This window comes from Enterococcus lactis, assembly GCF_015751045.1.
Taxonomy (GTDB): domain Bacteria; phylum Bacillota; class Bacilli; order Lactobacillales; family Enterococcaceae; genus Enterococcus_B; species Enterococcus_B lactis.
The window spans coordinates 12,540-37,451 of sequence record NZ_BNJW01000014.1 but is presented as its reverse complement, the minus strand read 5'-3'; the positions used below and the strand labels follow the sequence as shown (position 1 = coordinate 37,451).

24 protein-coding genes and 1 riboswitch are annotated in these 24,912 nt (G+C 38.8%); of the genes, 9 read left to right on the top strand and 15 right to left on the bottom strand.

Annotated features, from left to right (window positions below):
* The first annotated feature begins 96 nt into the window (after positions 1-96).
* Positions 97-321, top strand: coding sequence for a hypothetical protein (locus KFO35_RS08735; protein WP_002315767.1), 225 nt, complete (start codon positions 97-99; stop codon positions 319-321).
* A 249-nt stretch (positions 322-570) separates the two neighbouring features.
* Here the strand turns inward: KFO35_RS08735 and KFO35_RS08730 are convergent, their stop codons facing one another.
* Positions 571-1,194, bottom strand: a complete 624-nt coding sequence (locus KFO35_RS08730) for a hypothetical protein (protein WP_025477325.1) — start codon at positions 1,192-1,194, stop codon at positions 571-573.
* A 598-nt stretch (positions 1,195-1,792) separates the two neighbouring features.
* Between KFO35_RS08730 and KFO35_RS08725 the strand changes: the two genes are divergently transcribed.
* A complete protein-coding gene (locus KFO35_RS08725; protein WP_156271986.1) occupies positions 1,793-3,508 on the top strand; it encodes an ABC transporter ATP-binding protein in 1,716 nt (571 codons plus the stop codon).
* 2 nt (positions 3,509-3,510) lie between these two features.
* The gene (locus tag KFO35_RS08720; RefSeq protein ID WP_002315763.1) at positions 3,511-5,274 is read left to right on the top strand and encodes an ABC transporter ATP-binding protein; all 1,764 of its coding nucleotides are present in this window, start codon (positions 3,511-3,513) and stop codon (positions 5,272-5,274) included.
* A 39-nt stretch (positions 5,275-5,313) separates the two neighbouring features.
* On the opposite strand, the gene KFO35_RS08715 is transcribed toward KFO35_RS08720, so the two are convergent.
* Together KFO35_RS08715 and mgsA are read right to left on the bottom strand one after the other, a co-directional pair.
* Positions 5,314-5,850, bottom strand: a complete 537-nt coding sequence (locus KFO35_RS08715) for a folate family ECF transporter S component (RefSeq protein WP_002315762.1) — start codon at positions 5,848-5,850, stop codon at positions 5,314-5,316.
* Positions 5,851-5,887: 37 nt separating this feature from the next.
* Positions 5,888-5,986, bottom strand: a riboswitch (THF riboswitch).
* Between the two features lie 186 nt (positions 5,987-6,172).
* Positions 6,173-6,595, bottom strand: a complete 423-nt coding sequence (gene mgsA, locus KFO35_RS08710; RefSeq protein ID WP_002291069.1) for a methylglyoxal synthase — start codon at positions 6,593-6,595, stop codon at positions 6,173-6,175.
* 208 nt (positions 6,596-6,803) lie between these two features.
* On the opposite strand from mgsA, the gene KFO35_RS08705 reads away from it, so the two are divergent.
* A complete protein-coding gene (locus KFO35_RS08705) occupies positions 6,804-7,913 on the top strand; it encodes an ABC transporter ATP-binding protein (protein WP_002291070.1) in 1,110 nt (369 codons plus the stop codon).
* A 118-nt stretch (positions 7,914-8,031) separates the two neighbouring features.
* Here KFO35_RS08705 and KFO35_RS08700 read toward each other — a convergent pair whose 3' ends face one another.
* The 5 genes from KFO35_RS08700 to KFO35_RS08680 all read right to left on the bottom strand — a co-directional run bounded on the left by KFO35_RS08700 (position 8,032) and on the right by KFO35_RS08680 (position 12,667).
* Entirely contained in the window at positions 8,032-8,661 is a 630-nt protein-coding gene (locus KFO35_RS08700; protein WP_002291071.1) for a hypothetical protein, read from the bottom strand.
* Between the two features lie 313 nt (positions 8,662-8,974).
* Complete coding sequence (gene rsmA, locus KFO35_RS08695) at positions 8,975-9,859, bottom strand: 16S rRNA (adenine(1518)-N(6)/adenine(1519)-N(6))-dimethyltransferase RsmA (protein WP_002315761.1); 885 nt, start codon at positions 9,857-9,859, stop codon at positions 8,975-8,977.
* The gene (gene rnmV / locus KFO35_RS08690) at positions 9,852-10,421 is read right to left on the bottom strand and encodes a ribonuclease M5 (protein WP_156271984.1); all 570 of its coding nucleotides are present in this window, start codon (positions 10,419-10,421) and stop codon (positions 9,852-9,854) included. Before rnmV ends, rsmA begins: the two co-directional genes overlap by 8 nt.
* Entirely contained in the window at positions 10,414-11,190 is a 777-nt protein-coding gene (locus tag KFO35_RS08685; protein WP_002315759.1) for a TatD family hydrolase, read from the bottom strand. The genes rnmV and KFO35_RS08685 overlap by 8 nt, the downstream gene beginning before the upstream one ends.
* Before the next feature lie 154 nt (positions 11,191-11,344).
* Positions 11,345-12,667: an APC family permease gene (locus KFO35_RS08680; RefSeq protein WP_025477323.1), complete on the bottom strand. Its 1,323-nt coding sequence runs from the start codon at positions 12,665-12,667 to the stop codon at positions 11,345-11,347.
* A 174-nt stretch (positions 12,668-12,841) separates the two neighbouring features.
* Here KFO35_RS08680 and KFO35_RS08675 point away from each other — a divergent pair, with 174 nt between their 5' ends.
* The gene (locus tag KFO35_RS08675) at positions 12,842-13,429 is read left to right on the top strand and encodes a hypothetical protein (protein WP_002315757.1); all 588 of its coding nucleotides are present in this window, start codon (positions 12,842-12,844) and stop codon (positions 13,427-13,429) included.
* A 150-nt stretch (positions 13,430-13,579) separates the two neighbouring features.
* On the top strand, positions 13,580-13,852 hold the full coding sequence (locus KFO35_RS08670) for a hypothetical protein (RefSeq protein WP_156271982.1): 273 nt from the start codon (positions 13,580-13,582) through the stop codon (positions 13,850-13,852).
* Positions 13,853-13,906: 54 nt separating this feature from the next.
* Here the strand turns inward: KFO35_RS08670 and metG are convergent, their stop codons facing one another.
* Positions 13,907-15,916 carry a methionine--tRNA ligase gene (gene metG, locus KFO35_RS08665; RefSeq protein ID WP_002315756.1) on the bottom strand — a complete coding sequence of 670 codons (2,010 nt, stop codon included), beginning with the start codon at positions 15,914-15,916 and terminating at the stop codon, positions 13,907-13,909.
* Positions 15,917-16,184: 268 nt separating this feature from the next.
* On the opposite strand from metG, the gene KFO35_RS08660 reads away from it, so the two are divergent.
* On the top strand, positions 16,185-16,463 hold the full coding sequence (locus tag KFO35_RS08660) for a hypothetical protein (protein ID WP_002293582.1): 279 nt from the start codon (positions 16,185-16,187) through the stop codon (positions 16,461-16,463).
* A 97-nt stretch (positions 16,464-16,560) separates the two neighbouring features.
* On the top strand, positions 16,561-17,382 hold the full coding sequence (locus KFO35_RS08655) for an NUDIX domain-containing protein (RefSeq protein ID WP_002293580.1): 822 nt from the start codon (positions 16,561-16,563) through the stop codon (positions 17,380-17,382).
* A gap of 282 nt (positions 17,383-17,664) precedes the next feature.
* On the opposite strand, the gene KFO35_RS08650 is transcribed toward KFO35_RS08655, so the two are convergent.
* Genes KFO35_RS08650 through opp3b form a run of 5 tightly spaced genes read right to left on the bottom strand, consistent with a single transcriptional unit; the run spans position 17,665 to position 22,691 of the window.
* The gene (locus tag KFO35_RS08650) at positions 17,665-18,675 is read right to left on the bottom strand and encodes an RNA-guided endonuclease TnpB family protein (protein ID WP_002293578.1); all 1,011 of its coding nucleotides are present in this window, start codon (positions 18,673-18,675) and stop codon (positions 17,665-17,667) included.
* Between the two features lie 11 nt (positions 18,676-18,686).
* A complete protein-coding gene (locus KFO35_RS08645) occupies positions 18,687-19,640 on the bottom strand; it encodes an ABC transporter ATP-binding protein (RefSeq protein ID WP_002315753.1) in 954 nt (317 codons plus the stop codon).
* Positions 19,630-20,700, bottom strand: a complete 1,071-nt coding sequence (locus KFO35_RS08640) for an ABC transporter ATP-binding protein (RefSeq protein WP_002315752.1) — start codon at positions 20,698-20,700, stop codon at positions 19,630-19,632. Before KFO35_RS08640 ends, KFO35_RS08645 begins: the two co-directional genes overlap by 11 nt.
* A 5-nt stretch (positions 20,701-20,705) precedes the next feature.
* Positions 20,706-21,749 (bottom strand): ABC transporter permease, encoded by a 1,044-nt coding sequence (locus KFO35_RS08635; protein WP_002293574.1) that lies wholly within the window; start codon positions 21,747-21,749, stop codon positions 20,706-20,708.
* The gene (gene opp3b, locus KFO35_RS08630) at positions 21,750-22,691 is read right to left on the bottom strand and encodes an oligopeptide ABC transporter permease (RefSeq protein ID WP_002293573.1); all 942 of its coding nucleotides are present in this window, start codon (positions 22,689-22,691) and stop codon (positions 21,750-21,752) included.
* Between the two features lie 83 nt (positions 22,692-22,774).
* On the opposite strand from opp3b, the gene KFO35_RS08625 reads away from it, so the two are divergent.
* On the top strand, positions 22,775-23,122 hold the full coding sequence (locus KFO35_RS08625) for a DUF3899 domain-containing protein (protein WP_002293571.1): 348 nt from the start codon (positions 22,775-22,777) through the stop codon (positions 23,120-23,122).
* A 69-nt stretch (positions 23,123-23,191) separates the two neighbouring features.
* On the opposite strand, the gene KFO35_RS08620 is transcribed toward KFO35_RS08625, so the two are convergent.
* Positions 23,192-24,853: a peptide ABC transporter substrate-binding protein gene (locus tag KFO35_RS08620; protein ID WP_002315750.1), complete on the bottom strand. Its 1,662-nt coding sequence runs from the start codon at positions 24,851-24,853 to the stop codon at positions 23,192-23,194.
* Between the last annotated feature and the right edge of the window lie 59 nt (positions 24,854-24,912).

The window sequence follows — 24,912 nt, the reverse complement described above, 5'->3', positions numbered from 1 at the left end:
CTTATAATTTTTATTCTAAAAAAGAACAGTTCCTTCCGGTTTTTATACTGGGATTTCCAAACAATAAAGAAAGAACAAGGAGGCTATGACTATTCAATGAAATCGGATAAATCTAAAAAGAGGAAGTATACTTCTTGGAAAACTTTTCGCGAAATCATCGGATCTTATCTCGCTGTGGTTGTGTTTTTACCTTTGCTTTATATGGCTATGACAGAACAAACCCGTTTTATTGATGTAGATACGCAATATATAGCCGAAACAGGATTTTTATTTATCTTTATCTTGATTTTTGCGTTCTATAAATCCTTCCACACAAAATAGGAGGCACAGCTCTCAATTTTTCTGTCTGCTTTTTGTTATTACAAATCCTTATATCTGGTATAACAACAATTTATTGGCGTAACGAGGAAAAACGAGTTATGATGCTTTCAGAGAGTAAAGAGGTACTGTTGTCACCATCCTTTTTATTGATTACGTACACCACTCTTAGTTTTTTCCCATTGATTAAGAAAACAAGGTAGAAACATCACTGTTCCTGCCTTGTTTTCTTTTTCGTGTGCTGTTTTGATATCAAAATCGCAAATGGCTTTCTACATAGCAATATTGATAATGAGAGGTTGTATTCGTTACACCGAACTTAATAGAAGCGTTTCTTCCTACTCCGATATTCACCCCTGCATTCCAAGTTGTCGAACCATTATTGAAGAAGTCGCCATTTACAATGTAAAAAATACGGTTAGCATCTTCTAAATGAACATAAACAGTTCCTCCAAATTGTTTCGACAAACCATTATATCCACGGATCATTTCAACTCGTACGATTCTTTTGATAGCCCTAAAATTTCCACTTTCACTGGTCTCGCAATAAAAGCGCATCGTAGATTTATAACTAACATTATCTGTCAAAGATTGCGATAATGCTCTGTATGTTGCTCTTGCTGTACGTGCATGTCTTGCACTTTCAGCTGTGAAGCCAAGCTCTTGTTGTGCTTGGATAATAGGGATGCCGTTTTCTTTTGCTACTTCTCGCACCATTTCATCAAAAGTGAGTATGGGACTTATGTTTATCTCTTTATTTTTATTTAATATGTCGATAACTGACGTATCACCTTCTACAGTAAACACATGCTGTCCGATATTATTTATCCCCCCTAAAGCTGCCATACATAATAAACCAATCAACAATTTTTTTATTTTCATAGTCCTTCCTTCAACATTAATTAGGTTTCCCTCAAACAATTTGTGACAATAACTTTATAGCATAAAAAGAAAACGATTTCAACAACTTTTGAAAAAGGAAAATAAACTATGAAAACAGAGCTTTTATTAGATTTAATAACATCCTTACTTTTAATTTTTTCGCCAAAAATAACGATGGTTTTTATGGAAAATGAAGCTTCGCCCTCTCCATTTTATGAGATTCTCTTTATTATTAAGATCATTTGCTTTATACTCGCTGTTTTTTACATAAATCATGGAATCACTACTTTTTTATTTTCAAAAAATAAATAGCGCTCCATTGATGATTCTGTACCTGATCCACCTTTTGCACACGATTCATTTATAAAAAATCGGACAAAATAGACGTTTGGAGGAATGAAGAGACCGGGATGAATTTCCCGTTCTCTTTCTTTTTTTCTAAAAAATATTCTATTCAATCTCTAAAATCTCTTCATAATAAAACTTTCATTTATGAAAAGGCTTGTTCTCTTTTCATTCTAAATTTCCTAAGCTACAATGTGGTAGTACTTGTTTTTTCAACTGTAGACAAATAAATAATAGGAGGAATCATATGATTCAGTTATTACGTTATGCAAAAGATTATCGTAAGCAAATCATTTTGGGTCCGTTCTTCAAGTTTCTTGAGGCTGTCTTCGAACTTGTCCTACCTTTAATGATGGCTTCCTTGATCGATAATGGACTAAAAATGAATGACCGAGGAAAAATCATTGAAATGGGCTTATGGATGGTCGCTATGTCTGTGATTGGTCTGATTTGTGCTATCATTTGCCAATACTACGCTTCAGTAGCTTCACAAGGATTTGGTACAGAGTTGCGAAATCAGCTGATCAAAAAAATCAATACTTTCTCTCACAACGAGTTGAATCATTTTGGAACAGATACCTTGATCACTCGAATGACAAACGACATCAATCAGCTTCAACTAGCTTTAGCAATGGTCATTCGTTTATTGATTAGAGCACCATTTTTAAGCATCGGTTCAGTAGTCATGGCTTTTGTGATCGACTGGGAAGTAGGTCTGTTTTTCTTAGCATTATTGCCTATTTTCTCCATCATCTTATTTTTTATCATCAGAAAAACTGTTCCTCTCTATCAAAAAGTGCAAGAAAAACTAGACCAGCTCAATGAACACGTCAGCCAGAATCTTAGCGGCGTTCGTGTCATACGTGCATTTGCACAGACAAAAAAAGAAACAGAAAAGTTTGATAAAAGCACAAATGATCTAGCGAACAATTATTTACGTGTTTCCAATATCTCTGCCCTTTTATCACCTGCTACGACCTTGATCATGAATGTCGGAATCATTTGTTTGCTAACAGTCGGCGGGATCAAAGTAAACATTGGTAGTTTGGAACAAGGACAAGTTCTTGCTTTGATCAATTATATGAATCAAATGCTTTTGGCACTGATCGTTGTTTCAAACCTCGTCGTGATCTTCACACGTGCCGAAGCTTCAGGTAATCGAGTAAAAGAGGTTCTAGACACAGAGAATTCGATTCTTGAAGCCGAGATCAGTACTACTCCCGATTTTTCTTCTGAATCGATTCTCGCTTTTGATCACGTTGACTTCCGTTATACTCCTGATTCTGGGCTTTCTCTTCAAGGGATTACATTTCAGCTGAAGCGAAATACGGTGCTTGGAATCATTGGTCCAACGGGAAGCGGGAAAACGACTTTGACTCAATTGATTCCGCGCTTCTATGATGTCAGTTCCGGTACAGTCATAATGGATGGAATGGACGTTCGTTCTTGGCAGCTGGATCATCTTCGTCAGCAAATCACCCTTGTTCCCCAAACTTCCGTGTTATTTACTGGGACTATTCGTGAAAACCTTCAATGGGGTAAGCAAGATGCCACAGAAGATGAGTGTTGGGAAGCCCTGAAAATCGCTCAGGCAGAAGAATTTGTACGTCAGCTTCCAAATGGTTTAGATACAAAAGTCATGGAAAACGGAAAAAATTTCTCCGGCGGTCAAAAACAGCGACTAACGATTGCAAGAGCTTTGATTGCCAAGCCAGAATTACTGATTTTAGATGACTCTTTGAGTGCGTTGGATTATCAGACTGACTTGGATTTGCGTAAGGCGCTGCAGACTTATCTTGGCAGTACAGTGATCATTATCTCCCAACGTGTCCGCTCCATTCAAGAAGCACACCACATCTTAGTGATGGATCAAGGAAAGATCGCTGCTCAAGGTACGCATGAAGAATTACTTGCTCAATCAGCGGAATATCAGGAAATCGTCGCATCACAGGAGGAAGAATAGTTATGAAAGTAAAAAAATTATCCTTGCAGACACTCCGTCGCTTCATCCCTTATCTTACTGCTTATGCGAAAGACATTTGGCTAGCTGTATTACTAGGGATCATCAACGGGATCGCAACAGTTGTGATGACGTTACAAATTGGCCAAAGTATCGATCAAATGATCGGAGAAGGACAAGTTCGCTTCAATCGACTATTCCATTTACTGATTCTGTTCGGTGGGATCGTTTTGATCAACGTAGTCAGTCAATGGCTCATCCAAGTATTAAGCAATCGGTTAGCTTACTTGTCCGTTGCAACATTAAGAAAAGATGCTTTTGCCCATTTAAATCGATTGCCACTTCGTTATTATGATCAAAATTCTCATGGAAATATCGTCAGTCGATTTACAAATGATATGGACAACATTTCTATTGCGATTTCTGCTGCCTTCAATCAATTGTTTTCCGGAGTTGCGATCATCCTTCTTTCGTTTATTTTTATGATGCGTCTAAGTCCACTTCTGACATTGGTCGTTCTTTGTTCCACACCGATTATTTTCCTTGTGAGTTGGATCGTTGCTCGTGCTTCGCAAACAAATTTCGATAGACAGCAAAGAATCATTGGGGAGATCTCGGGCTTTGTGACCGAACGAATCGGTAATCAGAAAATCGTGAAAGCTTTTCAGCAAGAAGAAGCTAGTCAACAACAATTTGAACTGCTTAATGCTGATCTATATCAAAAAGGACAACGGGCACAATTTTCTTCTTCTTTGACAAACCCGTCTTCTCGTTTTGTAGATCACCTTGCTTATTTATCGATTGGTTTAGTTGGCGGCCTATTGGCATTGAAGAGTGGTTCGTCAATCACTGTTGGTGTGATTTCCAGTTTTACGATCTACTCAAGTCAGTTTTCTAAACCATTTATCGAACTTTCTGGAATCACGACACAACTGCAAACCGCTTTTTCTGGTCTAGAACGAGCATTTGATTTGATCGATCAACCAGAAGAAACGCCTGATTTGCCAGATGCCTATGCCTTGGAACCCAAAAATATCAAAGGAAAAGTCTCTTTTGATCATGTTTCTTTTTCTTATGACCCCAAACAGCGTTTGATCGAAGATTTCAATTTTACTGCTTATCCAGGTCAAACCATTGCTATAGTAGGAAAAACAGGGGCCGGAAAATCCACACTTGTTAATTTGCTGATGCGTTTTTATGACACAACAAAAGGAACGATTACAATCGATGACCATGACATCCGCTCTATCCAACGTGATACATTACGTAAAAGTTTTGGAATGGTGTTACAAGATACTTGGCTATTTGACAGTACATTGCGAGAAAATCTTCGTTTTGGGAATCCGGAAGCAAGTGACGTAGAAATCAACGATGCCCTAAAAGCCTCTTATATGTATGAATTTGTTGAACGTTTGCCGGAAAAATTAGATACTAAGATTGGCGGTCAAGGGTTAAAGATATCAGATGGCCAACGCCAACTGTTGACGATTGCTCGAACGATGATCAGTAATCCGCCTATGTTGATCTTAGATGAAGCTACCAGCTCAGTCGATACATTGACAGAGAAAAAAATCCAACAAGCTTTCTTAGCAATGATGGAGGGAAAAACCAGTTTTGTTATTGCCCATCGCCTGTCCACAATCAAAAATGCGGACCAGATATTAGTGATGGATCAGGGAGCCATTGTCGAAATGGGCACCCATGATGAGTTGCTTCACAAAGATGGTTATTACCGACGGCTCTATCAAGCACAATTCACAGCACAATAAAAACAAGCAGTCTTCTGGGATGGGAAGACTGCTTGTTTTTTATTTAGCGTGGATCGCTAAAGTTCTTAAAATTTTTTTGTAAGGAACACTACGCCCTACGTAATAAATGGCAATTGATTGAATCGGTAACCATATCACTGTTTTTAACAGGCGGGGCGCCCAAACGACCCAGCTGAACAATGGCACATGGTACATCAACGCAAGCCATAATGGTGTCAAAAATAAGTTTATGATCAGCGTGACACTAAGCGTAGCCAAAATGGCATTTTTCCAAGTGATTTCTTTTCGATAGAAAAAGAATCCGTAGATTGCTCCTTCAATAAATGCATTCAATGTAAATCCAATAAAAAATGCAGATTTCGAGAAGAGAGCCATTCCTACTAAATCAGCTAAAACTGCGCCTATCCCTGACCAAAAAGGACCAAAAAGAATGCCCATGATCACTTGTGGAATAAATGTGACACTGATTTTAATAAATGGGGTCTCGATTGCTACCAGACGGGACAACGTGACCATCAATGCAATCAGTAAGCCCATAATAGCAATCATACGTGCGTCTAACCGGTGTTTCTTCATTTTTAGCATCTCCTTTAAGAGCTGCTACATCTTATCATGCAGCGAATGCGAAAATAAAACCGCGAACATTACGTCCTTCGTCCAAGAGGCAACATCCCATCCTCTTAGCACTTAACGCTTTATTTTCTACTCTGTATTATTTTTGGGATCTTTTCCCACAGAAACTATAGCATATTTTCACATTTACTGCAAACACGAAAAACTAATATTATTGGTTATATTATACAATACGTTCGTATTATATCGCATATTCTCAGTTCGTTTAGCTTTTATAGCTACATATAAGCGAACATTAAACGTTATTTTTCCATACACTTATTCATCAAAATGAAAGTGGACGTTTGTCTATTTCATGGACGATTCTTCGAAAATCTAGGAAGCCGGCTTCCAGTCCTCTTAGCAGCACCTCAGCTGTTCCGATATTCGTAGCCAACGGAATCTCATAAACATCAGACAAACGGATAAGTGCTGTTACATCTGGTTCATGCGGCTGTGCAGCTAGGGGGTCTCGAAGAAAAATCACCAAATCTAACTGGTCCTCCGAGATCATTGCTCCAATTTGCTGATCTCCGCCTAACGGTCCGGATTTAAACCGATGAATGGGCAAGCCGGTCGCTTCCGTGATCCGTTGTCCAGTCGTCCCAGTAGCAAAAAGTTCATGTTTTTCCAATATTGTTTTATACGCTGTTGCTAATTTCACCATCATAGGTTTTTTTCGGTCATGAGCGATTAAAGCGATTTTCATAAGAGACACTCCTTTTGATATGGTTAACATACTTATTTACTCCAGTGTATCAGTTTTTATTTCTTATGGATATTTATTGAAGCTTAAAACTAGCACATTGACAAAAAAAAGAAAAAATTCTTGTTCAACATGACATTGAACTTAGTTAACGCTTTCATTTATACTTTAATCAGTTAATAAAACTAAAAAAGAAAGTGTGGAACGTATTATGGTAGAAATGGCTCTGAAAAACGTATATAAAAAATATGATAATGCAGAAAATTATTCTGTGACTGATTTTAATCTATCAATCAAAGATCGTGAATTTATCGTTTTTGTTGGTCCTTCCGGTTGTGGAAAGTCAACTACTTTGCGAATGATTGCGGGACTGGAAGATATCTCTGAAGGAGAACTAAATATTGGCGGAAAAGTCATGAATGACGTGGCACCTAAAGACCGTGATATTGCCATGGTTTTCCAAAACTATGCATTGTATCCTCACATGACTGTTTATGATAATATGGCTTTTGGTTTGAAATTACGTAAATATGATAAAGCAGACATTAAAAAGCGTGTGGACAATGCAGCAGAGATCCTCGGACTGACAGAATACTTGAAACGAAAACCAGCTGCTTTATCTGGTGGACAAAGACAACGTGTAGCATTAGGACGTGCAATCGTTCGGGATGCCAAAGTCTTCTTGATGGATGAACCATTGTCAAACTTAGATGCTAAATTACGTGTAGCCATGCGTGCTGAAATTGCCAAACTTCACCAACGTCTTGAAACAACGACGATCTATGTTACTCATGATCAGACAGAAGCGATGACTATGGCTGACCGAATCGTTATCATGAAAGACGGATTTATCCAGCAAATCGGTACACCGAAAGAAGTTTATGATACACCAGTCAATATGTTCGTTGCCGGCTTTATTGGATCTCCTGCCATGAACTTCTTTAATGTGACATTGAAAAACGGTGTCATCACAGATGGACATGGGCTTAAGCTTCGTATTCCTGAAGGGAAAAACAAAGTATTAGTCGAAAAAGGTTATGAAGGAAAAGAAGTCATCTTCGGCATTCGTCCAGAAGACATCCACAGTGAACAAGTAGCCCTTGAAGCTTCACCTGAAGCCGTAGTGAAATCAGAAGTTGTCGTTTCCGAATTACTTGGTGCTGAAACGATGCTTTACACAAAAACTGGTTCTACTGAGTTCATCTCAAAAGTAGATGCAAGAGATTTCCATAAACCAGGTGAAATGGTTGACCTTGCCTTCAACATCAATAAAGGGCACTTCTTTGATAAAGAAACCGAACAAGTCATCAAACTTCCCTAATCTGCCCCCTTCAGAGCTACGCCAGAAAATAGTGGTGTAGCTCTTTTTAGGACAAAAAACGCTCATCTTAGCGGATTTATTATCCGTTAGCAGATGAGAGTTTTTCTTTGATAGATCATTAGTATGTCGTTTTCTTCGCGTACCCTTGAATCGATTCTTTCCGATTTCCTTTTTTTGCTGCCGTAAATACCGGGATATCAAAGTATTTGCTGAGTGTTCCTGCTATAAAATAAGCAATATTATAATCAACCAAACTGTGGATGAGTCCACCAATTCCCATCAAGATGAACACTGTATAAAAATATCCTTGAGAGTAATACGTGTCAGGCATATTACCGATGAAGTAAAAGATGCTGACTACTAGCATTTCTACTAAAGAATGAATCACACCTATCACAAAATTGAACCCTTGGAAACGCCAATTAGTAAAAGTAAACTGTCCATTCTTTAAAACGATACTAGGATGCTTTTGCAAGTACCATGCCCCGATCAATGCAAATACAAGATGTGACAATGCGCGCAATGCAATGATAACTGGCGTTGTCAAAAAGAAACCGAATGTCGTACCTAGTGCAACAGCCACTGCAACTCCTGGTGTAAAAAACATCGCAATAAATAATGGCACATGAGACGCTAATGTAAAAGAAGCAGGTGGGATCATGATTTTAGGCATAACCATTGGGATAATGACCCCCATCCCAATCAATAAAGCAGAAATCGTTAGTTTTCGAACTGAATTTTTTCTCATTTTTTCCCTCTCCTAATATGTCTTGACACATAAATGTCGACTTAGTATAACTCACTTATCAATAACTGTCAAGACACATATTCTTTTCTAAATCCATACAAAATGAGTGTGAGTATCCAGTATAAGAATTTTTTGATCAAGAGACAAAAATAGGAGATGTGACAAAATTTGTGTCACATCTCCTTGTTCATAATGGGAATCAAAAGCTTGCCTTTGCGGAAATAAGACCAACCAAATCAAAAATAGGAGAAGCTGTTTTTTGAAATTGCTCCTTGTGCCTCAGAGTTAAACGGCAGGCTCACAACCTCTTTTTTTACTGCTTATTTTCTGACATCGCATTGCTTAATGCGGCAAATTCTTGTAATGACAACGTCTCTCCACGACGTTTTGGATCGATTCCAGCCGTTTCCAAGCTTTTTGCTAACCATGCTTTTGTCTGATCATCTTTGCCATACGAATGCTGCAAATTATTCCAAAGCGTTTTTCTTCTTTGCTGAAATGCAGCTTTTGTCAATCGGAAAAATGCTTTTTCGTCCGTCACTTCTACTGCCGGTGTATCTCTTCTTGTCAGTTTCAAAATCGCTGAATCTACATTTGGCTGAGGGACAAATACTGTTTTTGGTACGATGAAGGCTAAACTGGCTTCCATATAATATTGAACAGCAATCGATAATGAACCGTAAGCTTTCGTTCCTGGTTCAGCAGAGATTCGATCAGCTACTTCTTTTTGCATCATGACGACTAATTCATCTACGACCAAATCCGATTCAAGAAAATGCATCATGATGGGCGTCGTAATATAATAAGGTAAATTCGCCACGACTTTTAACGGAAGCTCTTCTTGAAATGTTTCTCTTACGGCTGTTGATAAATCCGTCTTCAGAATATCTTGATGTATGATGGTCACATTGTCATAGGGTTGCATCGTATCAGCCAATACAGGGATCAAACGATCATCAATCTCAAATGCTACGACTTGCTTTGCATGCATCGCTAATTGTTCTGTCAATGCGCCGATTCCTGGCCCAACTTCGATCACGTTCGTTCGTTCATCTATTTGCGCAGTTTCTACGATTTTTCTTAAAATATTTGGTTCAGTGAGAAAATTTTGTCCTAAACTTTTTTTAAATGAAAAACCATGTTTCAATAAAATCTCTTTTGTTCTAGAGGGTGTCGCGATTTCACGATATTCACTCATGTTGTTCCTCCACTATTTTCATTGCTTGTGCGAGCTCTTTCGGCGTGATACGAAACATCTTCAAACGTTTTTCCAATTGTTTGCCGTTCGTATAACCGATACGCAACTCATCACCTAGTTTTTCTCGTTTTTCTTTTGCTTGTGCTCCAGCTATTAAACCATAGTCTAAAAGGTCTTGTCTAGTGATTTCAGAAACAGCCATTTGGGAAATGTCTGGCGTCACAACTTTTTTCAATGCTTCTAAAATAGCAGCATCACTTGCATGTTCAACACCAAGACTTCCCTTTTTCTTTGGTTTAGCTTGTGTACGCGGCAAAAAAGCATGTTTTGCCTGAGGAACAGCTTCCATAATGATTTTTCTTATTTTTTCTCCTGAAAAATCAGGATCGGTAAAAACGATCACCCCTCGTGTCTCTTGGGCATGTTCAATTTGCATCAGGATATCTTCATTGATAGCAGAACCGATCGTTTCTATCGTATCTGCATCAACTACTTCCCGTAGCCTTCTTGTATCGTCTTTTCCTTCAACGACTATAATCTCTTGGATCCTCATCTTATCCATGTTCGCTTAGACCAAATAATCGGTGCGCATTTGACCATGTTTGGGCAGCCACTTCTTCTGTTGGCAGATTCCGAAGTTCAGCAATCTTTTCTACTGTATAACGAGTATAGCCTGGTTCATTTCGCTTTCCTCTAAAAGGAACTGGTGCCAAATAAGGGGCATCTGTTTCCACAAGTAATCGTTCGATTGGTACATTTGTTGCAGCCTCTTGGACGTCTAATGCTTTTTTGAAAGTGACGACACCGCTAAATGAAATATGCATCCCTAAATCAAGAAATCGTTTTGCCCATTCATAATCACCGCTGAAACTATGCATGATTCCACCGATATCTCGAACATCTTCTTCTTTTAGGATTTGATACGTGTCTTCAAGTGCTTCTCTAGTATGGATACTGATTGGAAGGTTCATTTCTTTTGCGATAGCAATCTGTCTGCGAAATACTTTATCTTGGACTTCTTTCGGGTCTTCCATCCAATGATAATCCAAGCCAATTTCCCCTAATGCTACAACCTTTGGTAAAGTCAATTGTTCTTGTAATTTATTTTCGATTTCTTTCGTATAACTGCCAGCCTCTGTCGGATGCCAACCGATAATACTGTATATATTTGGATAGTCATGGCTTAATTGCAAAGACTTTTCAATCGTTGGCGTATCGAAGCCCACGACCGCCATTTTCGTTACCCCCATTTCTTGTGCTCGCTGAATCGTTTCTGGAATATCTTCATTGAACTGTTCCGCATTTAAATGGGTATGAGAATCAAATATCATGTTTATCGCTCCTTTTCATTCTTACTTTAGCACATTAGCACTGCTTGCAGAAGTAGCAAAAATCAAAATAGAAGAACTTGTTTTGTTGAAACAGAAAAAGCACGAAGATCCAGAGGACTTAGTTCGTACTTTTTCTATCTGTTGTTGAAATATTTTACTCTTCTGAGCGTTTTTTCTTTTTTTGATAATAGACTGGGATACCAATCAAGGTAACACCTATACCGATCAATGCTAATTTCGTTTGCGTCATCATCGTCATACCTAAAATGAAAATAGCACCGAGAATCGCAATAATCGGAACGATTGGATAAAGCGGTACTTTATATGGGCGTGGCAATTTCGGCGCTTTTTTTCTTAAAATAAAGACACCGATAAAAATCAGTAAACTGAATAGCCACATCACAAAAATCAACATGTCGGTTAAAAAGTCGAAAGAACCAAGGCTCATCATAATACAAGCTACTGCTAACTGGAAAATCGCAGGAACATAAGGTACCGTAAATTTCTTTGAAAGCTTTGTCAGCTGTTTGCTGAAAGGTAGCTCGTCTTCCAAAGCCATCGCATAAGGCACACGAATCCCAGTTAAGGTATACCCATTCAATGCCCCGTATACCGAAATCAAAATCCCAATAGTGACCAGTTTTCCGCCGATTTCTCCAAAAATGACGTCTGATGCTTCAGAAGCTGCGTTCAAATTACCGGCAAGATGATCAATCGGCAGAGTTTTCAAGAAAACAAAATTGATCAATAAATAAACGACAGTGACAAAACTCAGCCCAAGTATAATCGCTTTAGGCAAATCTTTTTCCGGCCGTTTCATTTCACCAGCCATTGCGCCGACGCCTAACCAGCCGTCATAAGCAAACAATGTTGCTAGCAACGCACTGCTCAAGCCTTCGACAAAAGTAACCTCTTTTCCAGCTTCGATTGGAAATAGCTGGACAGTTCCTTGTCCTGGTGTCAATAATCCCCATACGACAATCACGGCAATTGGTATCAATTTAACAATCAGCGTCACTGATTGTACAGACGCACCGACTTTTGTTCCTAATAAATTCAATCCTGTCACAGAAACAGCGGTAATCACTGCAATCAACAAAAGGTAGTCGGTAGATAATTGTAATAAGTTCGTCAATTGTGTCGCAAAGATAATCGATAATGCAGCAATATTAGCAGGGAAATAAATCAAGCTTTGCGCCCATCCTAATAAAAAGCTAGGCAGCTTTCCATAAGCTGCTTCAATATATTTGACAGCTCCACCAGTTTCTGGGATCGCTGTAGCTAATTCAGCCACTGTCAATCCAGCACAGATCGTTAAGAAACCACCCAAAAGCCAAGCTAGTAATGTCAAACTTGTAGACTGTGTGCTTGCAGTAACAGCAGCGGTTTTAAAGAAGACCCCTGCGCCGATCACGGTTCCCATAACGGTAGCTAATGCGCCAAACAGATTGATTTCTCGTTTTAGTTTGCCTTTCATTCCCATCCTCTTTCTTCTTTGAAATTTGGTATAATTTTCAGTATAACTGAGAATATTTTAATTTACCATTCTTTTTTCTCAACTTTCAATGAAAAACTCCCTCTTAAGACGGATGTATTTCCTCTTTATTTTGCGTATACTAAACCTACCTTTTCCACGAAGGAGGAACAGTTTATGGATTTTAAGCGTTCTTATCCGAAATTAGCAGATTATTTATCCAACCGAATCGATTTTTCTCGTAAAGAACAGCAGCAGTCCCGTTGGCATTGGTTCACGTTGATTTTATTTGGATTATTGACCATTGCGACGTTATCACAAAAATTGATATTGCTGACTGTGTTCATCGCAATCGTTGCATTGATCAAAGGTCCCGTGATGATTTTGTGGGGGATGTTGTATTCCTTTCTAGTGGGGCTATTCCCACCTATCGGTATTTTGCTTTCAGCGATTTTCTTTTTATTGAACATCGGAACATTTACAAAGAACTGGCGGATGACCTTAGTAGGGATCTATTTTTATTTTTATCCCTTCGGAGTGATGGCACTTCGTGAAGTCATGCATTGGAATAATCATTGGTTTTCAGCTGGTGCCTTGCTTTTAGGATTGATCTTGCTTCATGTGATGTTGACGAAACTGTATCAGCGTTATGGTATTGGAAGAACGATTTTCTGGTATGTCTTTTCGATTCCATTTGCACTGCTTACTGCGCTCTTACCAAGCCGTTTGAAGACAAAAATAAAAGGTTACCATAAAATCAAATAATCGGATTTTTACAAAATAAAGAAAACAATCATCGAGGTCAAAATCGATGATTGTTTTCTTTATTTTAAATACTATTAGTAGATGTCAACAAATTATTGCTTTCAAAATCCTTGGATGTAAGAGACAATAAAATAAAAAGGAGTACCCCAGATGAACCAATTAAAAACCGCCCGTCCACTTATCATTATGTTGCTTCTTTCTGTCTTTACGATGCCTATTAGCCTTTTTCTTAATTGGCAGACAGAGGAAAGGATCACAAATATTTTATTCAACTATTCGCAGCCACTTTTTCTTTTGTTTTTAGGAAGCTGCAGATTCCATCGGTGGGTAAAGCTCGTCCTTCTTTTTCTAGGATACATTTTATATGGTTATATGTGTCTTTATTATATGATTGGCTTCCATAATCACCATTGGGGCAATTGACAGGAATTAAAAAAACTCGCAAGCAACATTGTCTTGCGAGTTTTTCTTATGATTTTATGCGATCTCTGAGCCATTCGGCATGGATTTTGGTGCTTCAATCACTTGTAAAGAGCCATCTGGTGCTTCTGCGGAAAGGATCATTCCTTGACTGATTTGTCCACGCATCTTTCGTGGTTTCAGATTTGCGACGATCACTACTTTTTTCCCAATCAGTTCGCTTGGATCAGGATAGAATTCAGCGATTCCTGACAAAATTTGACGATCTTGGCTGTCTCCAGCATCTAGTCGGAATTGCAACAACTTATCTGCCCCTTCTACTTTTTGGCAGTTGATGACTTCTGCTACTTTTAGTTCAACTTTTTCAAATACATCAAATTTGATTTGTTTTTCTTTCGTTGAAACAAGTTCTGTTTCTTCTGGATCCCATTTGACTGTATCTTCGTTTGTTTGAGTACCTTCAGACATTTTTTCTTGGATAAAAGCAACTTCTTCTTCCATATCCAAACGTGGGAAGATTGGTGTACCTTTTGCAACTACTTTTGTTCCTGAAGGGAATTCGCCAAAGTGCAATCCTTCAAGATTCATCGTTTCAGGGTCCAACCCTAGTTGATTGAAGATCTTCTCTGGCGTTTCTGTCATGATCGGTTGAAGTAAAATTGCGGCGATACGCAAGGATTCAGCTAAATGGATCATGACACTATTCAATTCAGCGTTCTTTTCTTCATCTTTTGCTAATACCCATGGTTCTGTTTCGTCAATGTATTTGTTTGCACGAGAAATCAGCACCCAGATTTCAGCTAACGCTGTATTGAATTCCATTTTTTCCATTGCATCATGGTAACGTCCGACAACGTTAGCAGCCGTCGTAGACAGTTCACTGTCAAATGGAGTGACAAGTGAGGCATAATCAGGAACGAGACCATCACAATATTTGTTGATCATAGCGATCGTACGATTCAATAAGTTCCCTAGATCATTTGCCAGATCATAATTGACACGAGAAACAAAATCTTCTGGCGTAAAGACGCCATCTGACCCAAATGGCACAGCACGAAGCAAATAATAACGGAGTGCATCTAAACCATAACGTTCCACAAGCATTTCAGGATAAACGACATTTCCTTTTGATTTAGACATTTTTCCATCTTTCATCAATAACCAGCCATGACCAAATACTTTTTTAGGCAGAGGCAAATCAAGAGCCATCAGCATGATTGGCCAATAGATCGTATGGAAGCGAACGATTTCTTTACCGACCATCTGAACATCTGCAGGCCAGTATTTTTCGAATAGACTTTCATCCTCGGACCCGTAGCCTAGTGCAGTGATGTAATTGGACAATGCATCGATCCATACATACACCACATGTTTCGGATCACTCTTGACTGGTACCCCCCAAGTAAAGGTTGTTCTTGAAACTGCAAGATCTTCTAATCCTGGTTTGATAAAGTTGTTGATCATTTCATTTTTACGAGATTCTGGTTGGATGAATTCAGGATGTTCTTCATAGTATTCCAACAGACGATCTGCGTATTTGCTCATGCGGAAGAAGTAAGATTCTTCTTTTACCAATTCTACTTCGTGTCCGCTTGGCGCTTTACCGCCGATCACATTGCCTTCATCATCTTTGTACACTTCTGCAAGTTGTGTTTCCGTAAAGAATTCTTCGTCAGAAACAGAGTACCAGCCTTCATATTCACCTAAGTAAATGTCTCCCTGTTCTAATAAACGATCAAATATTTTTTGAACAGCTGCTTTATGGTAATCATCTGTCGTACGAATGAATTTGTCATAACTGATATCAAGCGTTTTCCATAATTTTTTGACATCAGCCGCCATTTTATCTACGTATTCTTGCGGTTTTACACCTAATTCTTCTGCTTTTGTTTCGATTTTTTGACCATGTTCATCCACTCCAGTGAGATAAAACACATCAAAGCCCATCAACCGTTTATAACGAGCAATTGCGTCACATGCAATCGTAGTATATGAGTTGCCGATATGAAGTTTGCCGCTTGGATAATAGATTGGCGTAGTGATATAAAAAGTTTCCTTTTCTGCCACGGGGCTCTTCCTCCTTTATCGCATGATGCGAATTCGTTTCCTTGCTAGTATACCATAAAAAAAGCAAGCTGTTAGCTTTTTTTCAAAATGAAAAAGTCTGGATAAATGACTTCTTCTCTATGATGAATCCCTCCTTCAAAAGGAAGGACAGAGGGAATAAATGCTATTTTTCATCTTGTTTCATGTTTAGTTGGAGACGGCTTTTTATTTCTCTTCTGACTCGTGGTATAATAAAGACTATCTATTTTAGTAAGGGACTGGAACGATCATGCAGAAGAAACATCTTTTTTTTACACTTAGTATTGCTTTTCTTTCATTAGCACATTTGATATTCAGCTATTTTTATATTCGTATGTATGGTTATTTTAACCTTCATGGGCATTTGAACAGTTTCATGACAGTCGCATGGCTTTTACGTTTTGTCATTGACGCATATATCGTTATTTGCGGCTTCTTTGCCGTTCGTGAAGAGCGGTATAAAGTATTACCGTTTTATCTGCTTTTCTTTTTATTCAATCTAGTACTTCCATTTATTTTTCATATTTAAGGGAGAACCAAGGATTTTCCAAGTAAATCCTTGGTTTTTTTTCAGAGTCTGCTACAATAAGGTAAAAAGTACTTTTAATGTCAACGGAGGTGGTCTGATGAACCGATTTGCTTCTAAAGAAGAAGAAAAATTATATTATGAACATGAAGCAAGTGAAGAAGATTTTCTTAACTGGTATCAAAAACAGGAACGTCCAGAATATGACAAGCCCTCTTTGACTGTCGATATCGTACTGATGTGCTATAACAAAGAAGAAGATCAGCTGAAAGTATTGCTGATCCAACGAAAAGGGCATCCTTATCGAAATTCATGGGCATTACCTGGTGGTTTTGTCCAAAAGGATGAGTCAACTGGAGAAAGTGTCTTAAGAGAAACAAAAGAAGAAACTGGTGTAGTTATCTCTAAAGAAAACATTGAACAACTGCATACATTCAGTACGCCTAATCGAGATCCGCGAGGTTGGGTCGTCACAGTCAGCTACTTAGCTTTTATTGGAGAAGAACCGCTGATCGCCGGAGATGATGCTAAAGAAGTACGCTGGTTCACATTGGAACGTCACGGCAACAAAATCAATTTATCGAGCGGAGAAGTGGCTATCTCACTTGACTTAGTCACTGGAGAGTCTTCTGGCAAAGATACTTTAGCTTTTGACCATAGTCAAATCATTTTGAAAGCATTCAACCGTGTAGTCAATAAAATGGAACACGAACCGCAAGTTTTGCAAGTTTTAGGTAAAGATTTCACGATTACAGAAGCTCGAAAAGTATTTGCAAAGTTCTTAGGAATCGATTATAAAACGATCGATCATTCCAATTTTAAGAAAGCTATGCTCCAATATTTCGACGAGATTGGCGAACGTCCTGTAGGAATCGGTCGCCCTTCAAAAATCTATCAGCTCAAGCCGGGGCATCATGAGTAAGGATTGTGAAGAAAGGGCTCCGTTCTAAACACTCAAGAAAAATGGAAAGCCGCTCTTTGTGTTTTGCGTTTTTTGCTCTATACTTTGGCGTGTCAGTAAAATTCTTCGAATAAAAAAATAACAATAGCAGAAAAAACTCGTACGAATTTTTTCTGCTATTGTTTTATTGGTTTGTCATAATTAGTGAGCTTTTCTTCTAAAGAAAATTCCTAGAAACAAAAGTCAATCAGACTTTTTATTAACAAGGCGAACCCTAACGCTCCTGTCAGTTTCATTCATTTTTTATTCCTTGATGACCGAATGCCTGCCTAGTTGTTCTAACACTTGGCTCTTTCTTACAGAATTGCTTTCTTCTGCTCCGTCGGTATTGATCAAAAGAAATTTTTTATTATACCATTGGGACTTATAACGCAATTTTGTTATTAATTTATGCCAGTCATGAATAGAAAAATCAGCATGTGCCTCTTCTTTTGGAAAAGATTCTACAAATAAGTAGTCATATTGTTTGACCAATTTCCCAGATAATTGTTCAAGATAATCTTCTCGTTGGTTCTTTTGTTTCAGATAAAGATCCATTACTTTTCTCTTTTGTTTCTGATAATTGCTTGCCTTATCTAACCTGGTCTTTCTATGGTGAGCGGAGCGGACTTTTACGCTTAATTTCCGCTGTGCATGCTGAAGTTTTTCTTCTGTCTGGTCAAATTTTGGCAAAGTTACTTCTATGGGCTGCGATGTTTCGATCAATGTTTTTGGATGATAGGCAATCCCAATCCATTTAGCTGAAGATTCTTTTTTTATTGATGAAACATCACAAAGTAGTGCGACATAGAACTCTTCATTATATCGAGCAGAAATCGTAGCGGAACGAATCGTGCCTTCGACTGGACGGTGCTGGTTTATCTTGATCAGTTCTTTTTGTTTTGGTAATTTTAAATGACCGTTTTTCAGATAGACCGTATGGGTTTGATTATTCGTCGTATAAGATTGCCACATACTTTTTTTCGTTTTAAGCTTTGGAAAGCTGGCACGTCCCTTGAAATAATTGCGAAAAGCTCGGTCCAAATTAAGCTGTGCATTTGCTAAAGCAAGACTGTCTACCTCTTTTAAGAATGGGTATTCTTTTTTTAACGTAGCAGGCGTGAGGGAAAAATCGGCCACTCCTGTTTGTTGCCAACTTTTCTGCCGTTCTTTCAGCAAATGGTTATAGGTAAATCGAACACAGCCAAAAGTACGGATCAATTGCTGTTTTTGTTCTTCTGTCGGATACATACGGAATTTAAAAGCTTTTAGCATCTATGTCCCTCCTAGTTAGCAACCAGAAGAGATTCCTTTTGTCGTTTTAATTTTTTTGCATAATATGGGACTTCCTGCTCAGTTGCATAGACAAAATGTTCTGGTGCGATTTCACGAAGCTGACGTACTTGTCCGTCATCTGGTTCGGGTTGATATTTGATTCTTCTGCGCTTTCTCTCATGATCTGGATCTGGCAAAGGAATAGCAGATAACAAACTTTCTGTATAAGGATGGACACCATGATTATATATTTCATCACTTTTTCCCATTTCTAATAACAAACCGTTATGCATTACACCGATTCGGTCGCTGATATGTTTAACCATTGATAAATCATGCGCAATAAATAGATAGGTCAATTGATGTTCTCGTTGGAGATCTTGCAATAAATTAACAACTTGGGCTTGGATGGAAACATCTAATGCAGAAATCGGTTCATCGCAAATGATAAATCGCGGTTTTACTGCTAATGCTCGTGCAATACCAATACGCTGGCGTTGTCCTCCTGAAAATTCATGGGGATAACGAGTGCCATGGCTCGGATTCAATCCAACGGTTCTTAATAGATCATCGACTTTTTTGGCACGTTCCTTTGGTGACTTAGCTAACCCATTGACATCAATTCCTTCCGCAATGATATCTCTGACTTTCATCCGAGGATTCAACGAAGCGTATGGATCTTGAAAGATCATCTGAACATCATGTCGGAATTTCGTCAATCCTTTTTTGTCTTTGATCTTCGTTACATCTTGACCGTCGAATAATATCTCACCGTCAGTAGGTTCATTCAAACGAATGATCGTACGGCCAGTAGTGGATTTTCCGCTTCCAGATTCTCCTACTAAACCAAATGTTTCTCCTTCATAGATGTGAAAGCTGATGTCATTTACAGCATGTACTTCATTCTTTTTTCCTACATTGAAATACTGTTTCAGTCCTTTAACTTCAAGTAGTTTATTTGGCATCAGCAATTCCTCCTTGACCATAAGTATGTTTTTGTTTCTCTTTAAAAATAGCCCAGCGACGTTGGATTTCTTCTGGCGGCGTCACTTTAGGCGCTTGTGGAGCAAGTAGCCAAGTTGCTGCCTTGTGCGTTTTTGATAGTTCAAAAAATGGCGGTTCTTGTTCTGCATCGATTTTCATCGCGAATTCATTTCTTGGGTAGAATGCGTCTCCTTTTGGCGGGTTCAATAAATCCGGTGGAGAACCAGGAATGGCATACAATCGGTCGTTCGCACTGTCTAATGTCGGCATTGACCCAAGCAGTCCCCAAGTATAGGGATGTTGCGGGTTGTAGAAAATCTCTTCGGATGTTCCAACTTCAACGATTCTTCCCCCATACATAACAGCTACACGGTCAGCAACGTTTGCTACTACACCAAGGTCATGAGTGATAAAAATGATTGATGTATCGATTTTTGTCTGAATTTCTTTCAGCAGTTCCAAAATTTGTGCTTGGATAGTCACATCAAGTGCTGTTGTGGGTTCATCAGCAATCAGGATTTCCGGATAACATACCAGTGCGATCGCAATCACGATCCGTTGGCGTTGACCTCCTGAAAACTGATGGGGATAACTATTGATACGTTTCTCAGCTTCAGGTATACCAACTAATTTAAGCAGTTCTAATGCAGCTTTTTGTCCCTCTTTTTTCGAAACTTTATTATGCTTTCTAAGAGACTCAGCAACTTGTTTCCCAATAGGCATCGTCGGATCTAAAGAGGTCATTGGATCTTGGAAAATCATTGCTATTTCTTTTCCGCGGATTTTTTGCATCTCTCTTTCTGTCTTTTCAACGATGTCTTTACCTTTAAAGAGGATTTGCCCAGCATCTATATTGGCATTGCTCGACAGCAAGCGCATGATGCTTCTGGTCGTCACTGATTTTCCGCTTCCGGATTCCCCAACGATCGCCAATGTTTCTCCTTTATTCAAATGAAAATTGACACCGCGAATCGCTCGTACCTTTCCAGCATACGTATCAAAAGAGATTTCTAAGTCTTTCACTTCTAAAATTTTCGTCATCGTCCTCACTCTTTCATTTTAGGATCAAAGGCATCACGCAATCCATCAGCAAGTAAGTTAAAGCCAATCATGATAACCGATAAAGTTACTGCCGGAATCCATAATAGATAAGGCAGATACAGGAATGTCTTGTACCCTTCGCTCAACATCGTTCCTAATGAAGCTGACGGAGGCGTAAGACCTAAACCGATAAAACTTAAAAAGGCTTCGAAGAAAATAGCAGATGGGATGCTAAACATCATTTGAATAATAATGACACTGGAGATATTCGGCAAAATATGTTTGAATGCAATTTTCATTCTTGATTCACCTAATGTCAATCCAGCTAGAACATATTCTTGATCTTTTAATTTCATTGTTTGTGCACGAACGATACGTGCCATTGGTATCCAGTTTGTGATGGCCATAGCAGCCACGATGGAAAAAATTCCTGGTTCAAAAACGACCAACATCAAGATCATGACAACGAGGTTTGGAATTCCTGACAAGATTTCCAAAAAACGTTGCATCGCATTATCGACACGTCCGCCTAACAAACCAGATATTAACCCGTAAGCTACACCAATCGTTACATCTAGTAATGCAGCAATAAATGCGATCAGCAACGAGATTCTCGTTCCCATAAATAAACGGCTTAATACATCACGGCCCAAACCGTCTGTTCCTAAAAAGAAACTTACGTTTGAAGGAACGTTTGCTTGAGCATATTTATCCACCAGTTCACCGCCGACCATTGCTTTTCCATTCAATCCATCGATATTGATTCCCGGAATACGAGGAGGCAGATTGATATAAGCCACATTTTGGGCAGTTGGATCATGTGGAGAAACAAAGATCGTGACCACAGAGATCAAAATGATGACCAACAGTAAAAACATTGAAATAACGGCAGCTTTGTTTTTCTTTAAACGGCGCCATGAATCTTGGATAAAATTCAAAGAAGGCGCAGTAATCTGCTCACGTTCTTCTTCGGTATTTTTTTGTAATGGAAGAAACTCATCCGCAGGAATATCTGCGACTGTTTCATAACGCTTTGGTGTCATTTCCATTTATCCTCGGCTCCCTTCTGAAACACGAATTCTTGGATCAACTAGACCGTACAACAAATCAACGATCAAAATAACAAAAATCAACATAAATGAGTAAAGGATCGTTACAGCCATGATCGTAGGATAATCATTTGTTGTGATCGACTTAACGAATTGTTCCCCGATACCAGGAATAGCAAAGATATTTTCTACCACCAGTGATCCGGTCATCAATGCGACAGCCAAGGGTCCTAATAAAGTCATCAATGGGATCAAACTATTTCGAAGACCATGTTTAAAGGCGATTTCCCAACGGCTCAACCCTTTTGCTTTTGCTAATTCCACGTAATCACTATGCAGTACTTCCACCATTTCCGTCCGGATAAATCGAGCAGAATCAGCAAGCGGCGACATGGCCAATGCAATTGTCGGCAAGATCGTGTACACAAAGCCATCCCATTTTGCGATTGGTAAAACTTGTAATTTGATTGCAAAGATATATTGTAGTAAAACAGCAAATACAAAGTTTGGAATGGAACGACCTAATATCGCTACAAGTGTAGAAGATGTATCTGCCCATGTATTTTGCTTCATGGCAGAAATCGTTCCTAAAATCGTTCCTAGGACTGTTCCAAAGATAATTGCCTGTAACCCTAATTGCAAAGATGGTCCGATTCTTCCAGCTAACAAATGTGCGACTGGCTGGTTTTTAAATTGGAAGGAAATTCCAAAATCGCCTTGAAGCAAATTAGAAAGATAAATCCCATATTGTACGATAACTGGTTTATCCAAACCGACTTGTTTATTTAGCATCTCGATTGTTTCAGGACTCAAACGTTCCTGATTCGTATATGGCGTGCCCGGCAGCAATTGCATCAAGAAAAAGGTGATTGTTGCAATTAACCAAAGCGTGATGATCATGAAAAAGACACGTTTTAATACATATTTGATATAACTATTCACTAATGTTTCCCCCTAGCTTTTGACTTCTGACAGATGTTTCGCTACATTATTAGATAATGAACCAAAAATAAAGGAGCAATCAAATGAAAAAAAAATCTATCCCTTACGCAGTAGCTTTTCTACTGATTCTGGTTATTTTAATAAAAAACGTCATCAACCATTCCTTTACACTCATTCAATTATCTAATGATCTATTCTTATGGTCATTGCCGTTTCTGATTATCGGCGGTTTTTTATGGGTCTTTTCTTCGGGTTTCTTCGATCATTTTCAGCGATCAGTCCATCTTGCACGAACAAGGAACCGAAAGAAAAAACCAGAATTTTCCTCGCTCTCGTCTGCCAGCTACGGTATGTACAGCTTTTGGCTGATCATTGCCGGAATACTAATTGCTCTTTCTGCTATTTTCATGCTTTTTTCTTTGTTAGGATAAGTAAATATGAGAACGAGGTTGCGACATTTGCCGCAGCCTCGTTTTTTCTCATGCTCACGGTATTAACGATTATTCTTCAACGTATGTCCATTTGTAATCCCATGAAGCGCCTGCAGCATGGTGAACGATACCTTTGATTTTTTCATTCACTAGGTGACCTTCTGCTTTTTGGTACACCGGAACGACACCCATATCATCAGAGATGATCTTGATTGCTTTTTGGAAATCATCCCAACGTGCTTGTTCATCGCCAGCATCTGTTGATGAAGCTGCTTTAACTGCTTCGTCATATTCTGCATTGCTCCAGCGACCACGGTTGTATGAATTACCTGTGACAAACAAATCAGTAAAGCTGCTTGGGTCTGCATAGTCAGCAGCCCATCCACCTAGTACTGCGTCAAAATCACCCGAAGTTGAGCGGTCAAGACGTACAGAGAATGGAACAGGTGTTGGTTTGACTGTTACGCCATCCAAGTTTTCTTGGATTGAGTTTTGAACATATTCGATTACTTTTTTCGATGAATCATCATCAGAAGCCATCAAATCAAATTCTAAAGAATCAACGCCCAATTCTTTTTTCGCTTTTTCCCAATATTCTTTTGCTTTGTCTTTGTCATAAGAAACTAATTTTCCAGCTTCTTTTACAAAGTCTTCGTTCGTTGTTGGACTTTTTACCATATCTGATGGGATCAATCCTGTAGAGACAACTGATCCGTCACCTAGTACTTGTTTTACTAAAGCTTCACGATCGATAGAATAAGAAATAGCTTTTCTTAGGTTCACATTGTTGAATGGTGAATTCTTTTCGCGTTGGTTGAATTCGATATAGCTTGTTCGTGCTTCTTTAACAGAAGTATAAGCTGGATCGTTTGCGTTTTGCTGTGCTAATTCACCAGACAAGATCACATCATCTGCTTGGCCATCTTTGAATAAGTTCAACGCAGTAGAAGATTCTTTTACTACACTGACTTTGATTTCAGAAAGTTTTACTGTGTCTTTGTCCCAGTAATGGTCATTTTTCTTATAAGTCCATTCTGTATCTGTTCCTGGTCCATCGAAATCTTCTAATGTGAATGGTCCATTATAAACAGCTTTATCACTTGCAGATGCATAGGCATCCCCATTTTCTTCCACTACGGATTGTTTTTGTGGGAAAAATGATGGGAAAGCAAGCAGGTATTGGAAATATGGTGTTTGTTTCGTCAATTTGATTTCTAATTCATAGTCGCCAACTGCTTTGATCCCTAGTTCTGATTTATCTTTCTTTCCAGCTGTGATGTCTTCTGCGTTTTCAACTGGCGCATACAGGTAAGCATATTCAGAAGCTGTAGCTGGGTCTACTGTTCGTTGCCAACCATAAACGTAATCCGCTGCTGTCACAGGATCACCATTTGACCATTTTGCGTCTTCTCGTAATTTGATTTTGTAAGTTAATCCGTCTTCACTGACTTCTGCCAACTCGCTAGCTCCTGCCGGCTGTGGTTTGCTATCTTCATCAAGACGGTAAATACCTTCATAAACGTTATTCAATGCTGTAAAACTGATTGTATCTGTTGCAACTGATAAGTCAGCTGTAGGCATTTCTTGAGGCACGACTAAGTTAAATACGCCTCCTCCATCTGCTGAACCGCTTTTTGCTGAACTACTGCTTGTGGCTGAACTGCCGCCATAACATCCAGCAAGTACAAGGCCGCATACCGCAACCAACCCAAATGTAAATTTCTTTTTCATTTTACGTACCCCTTTATTGGAATTTTCAGAATAATTAATATTTTCTGAAGTTGTTTAAG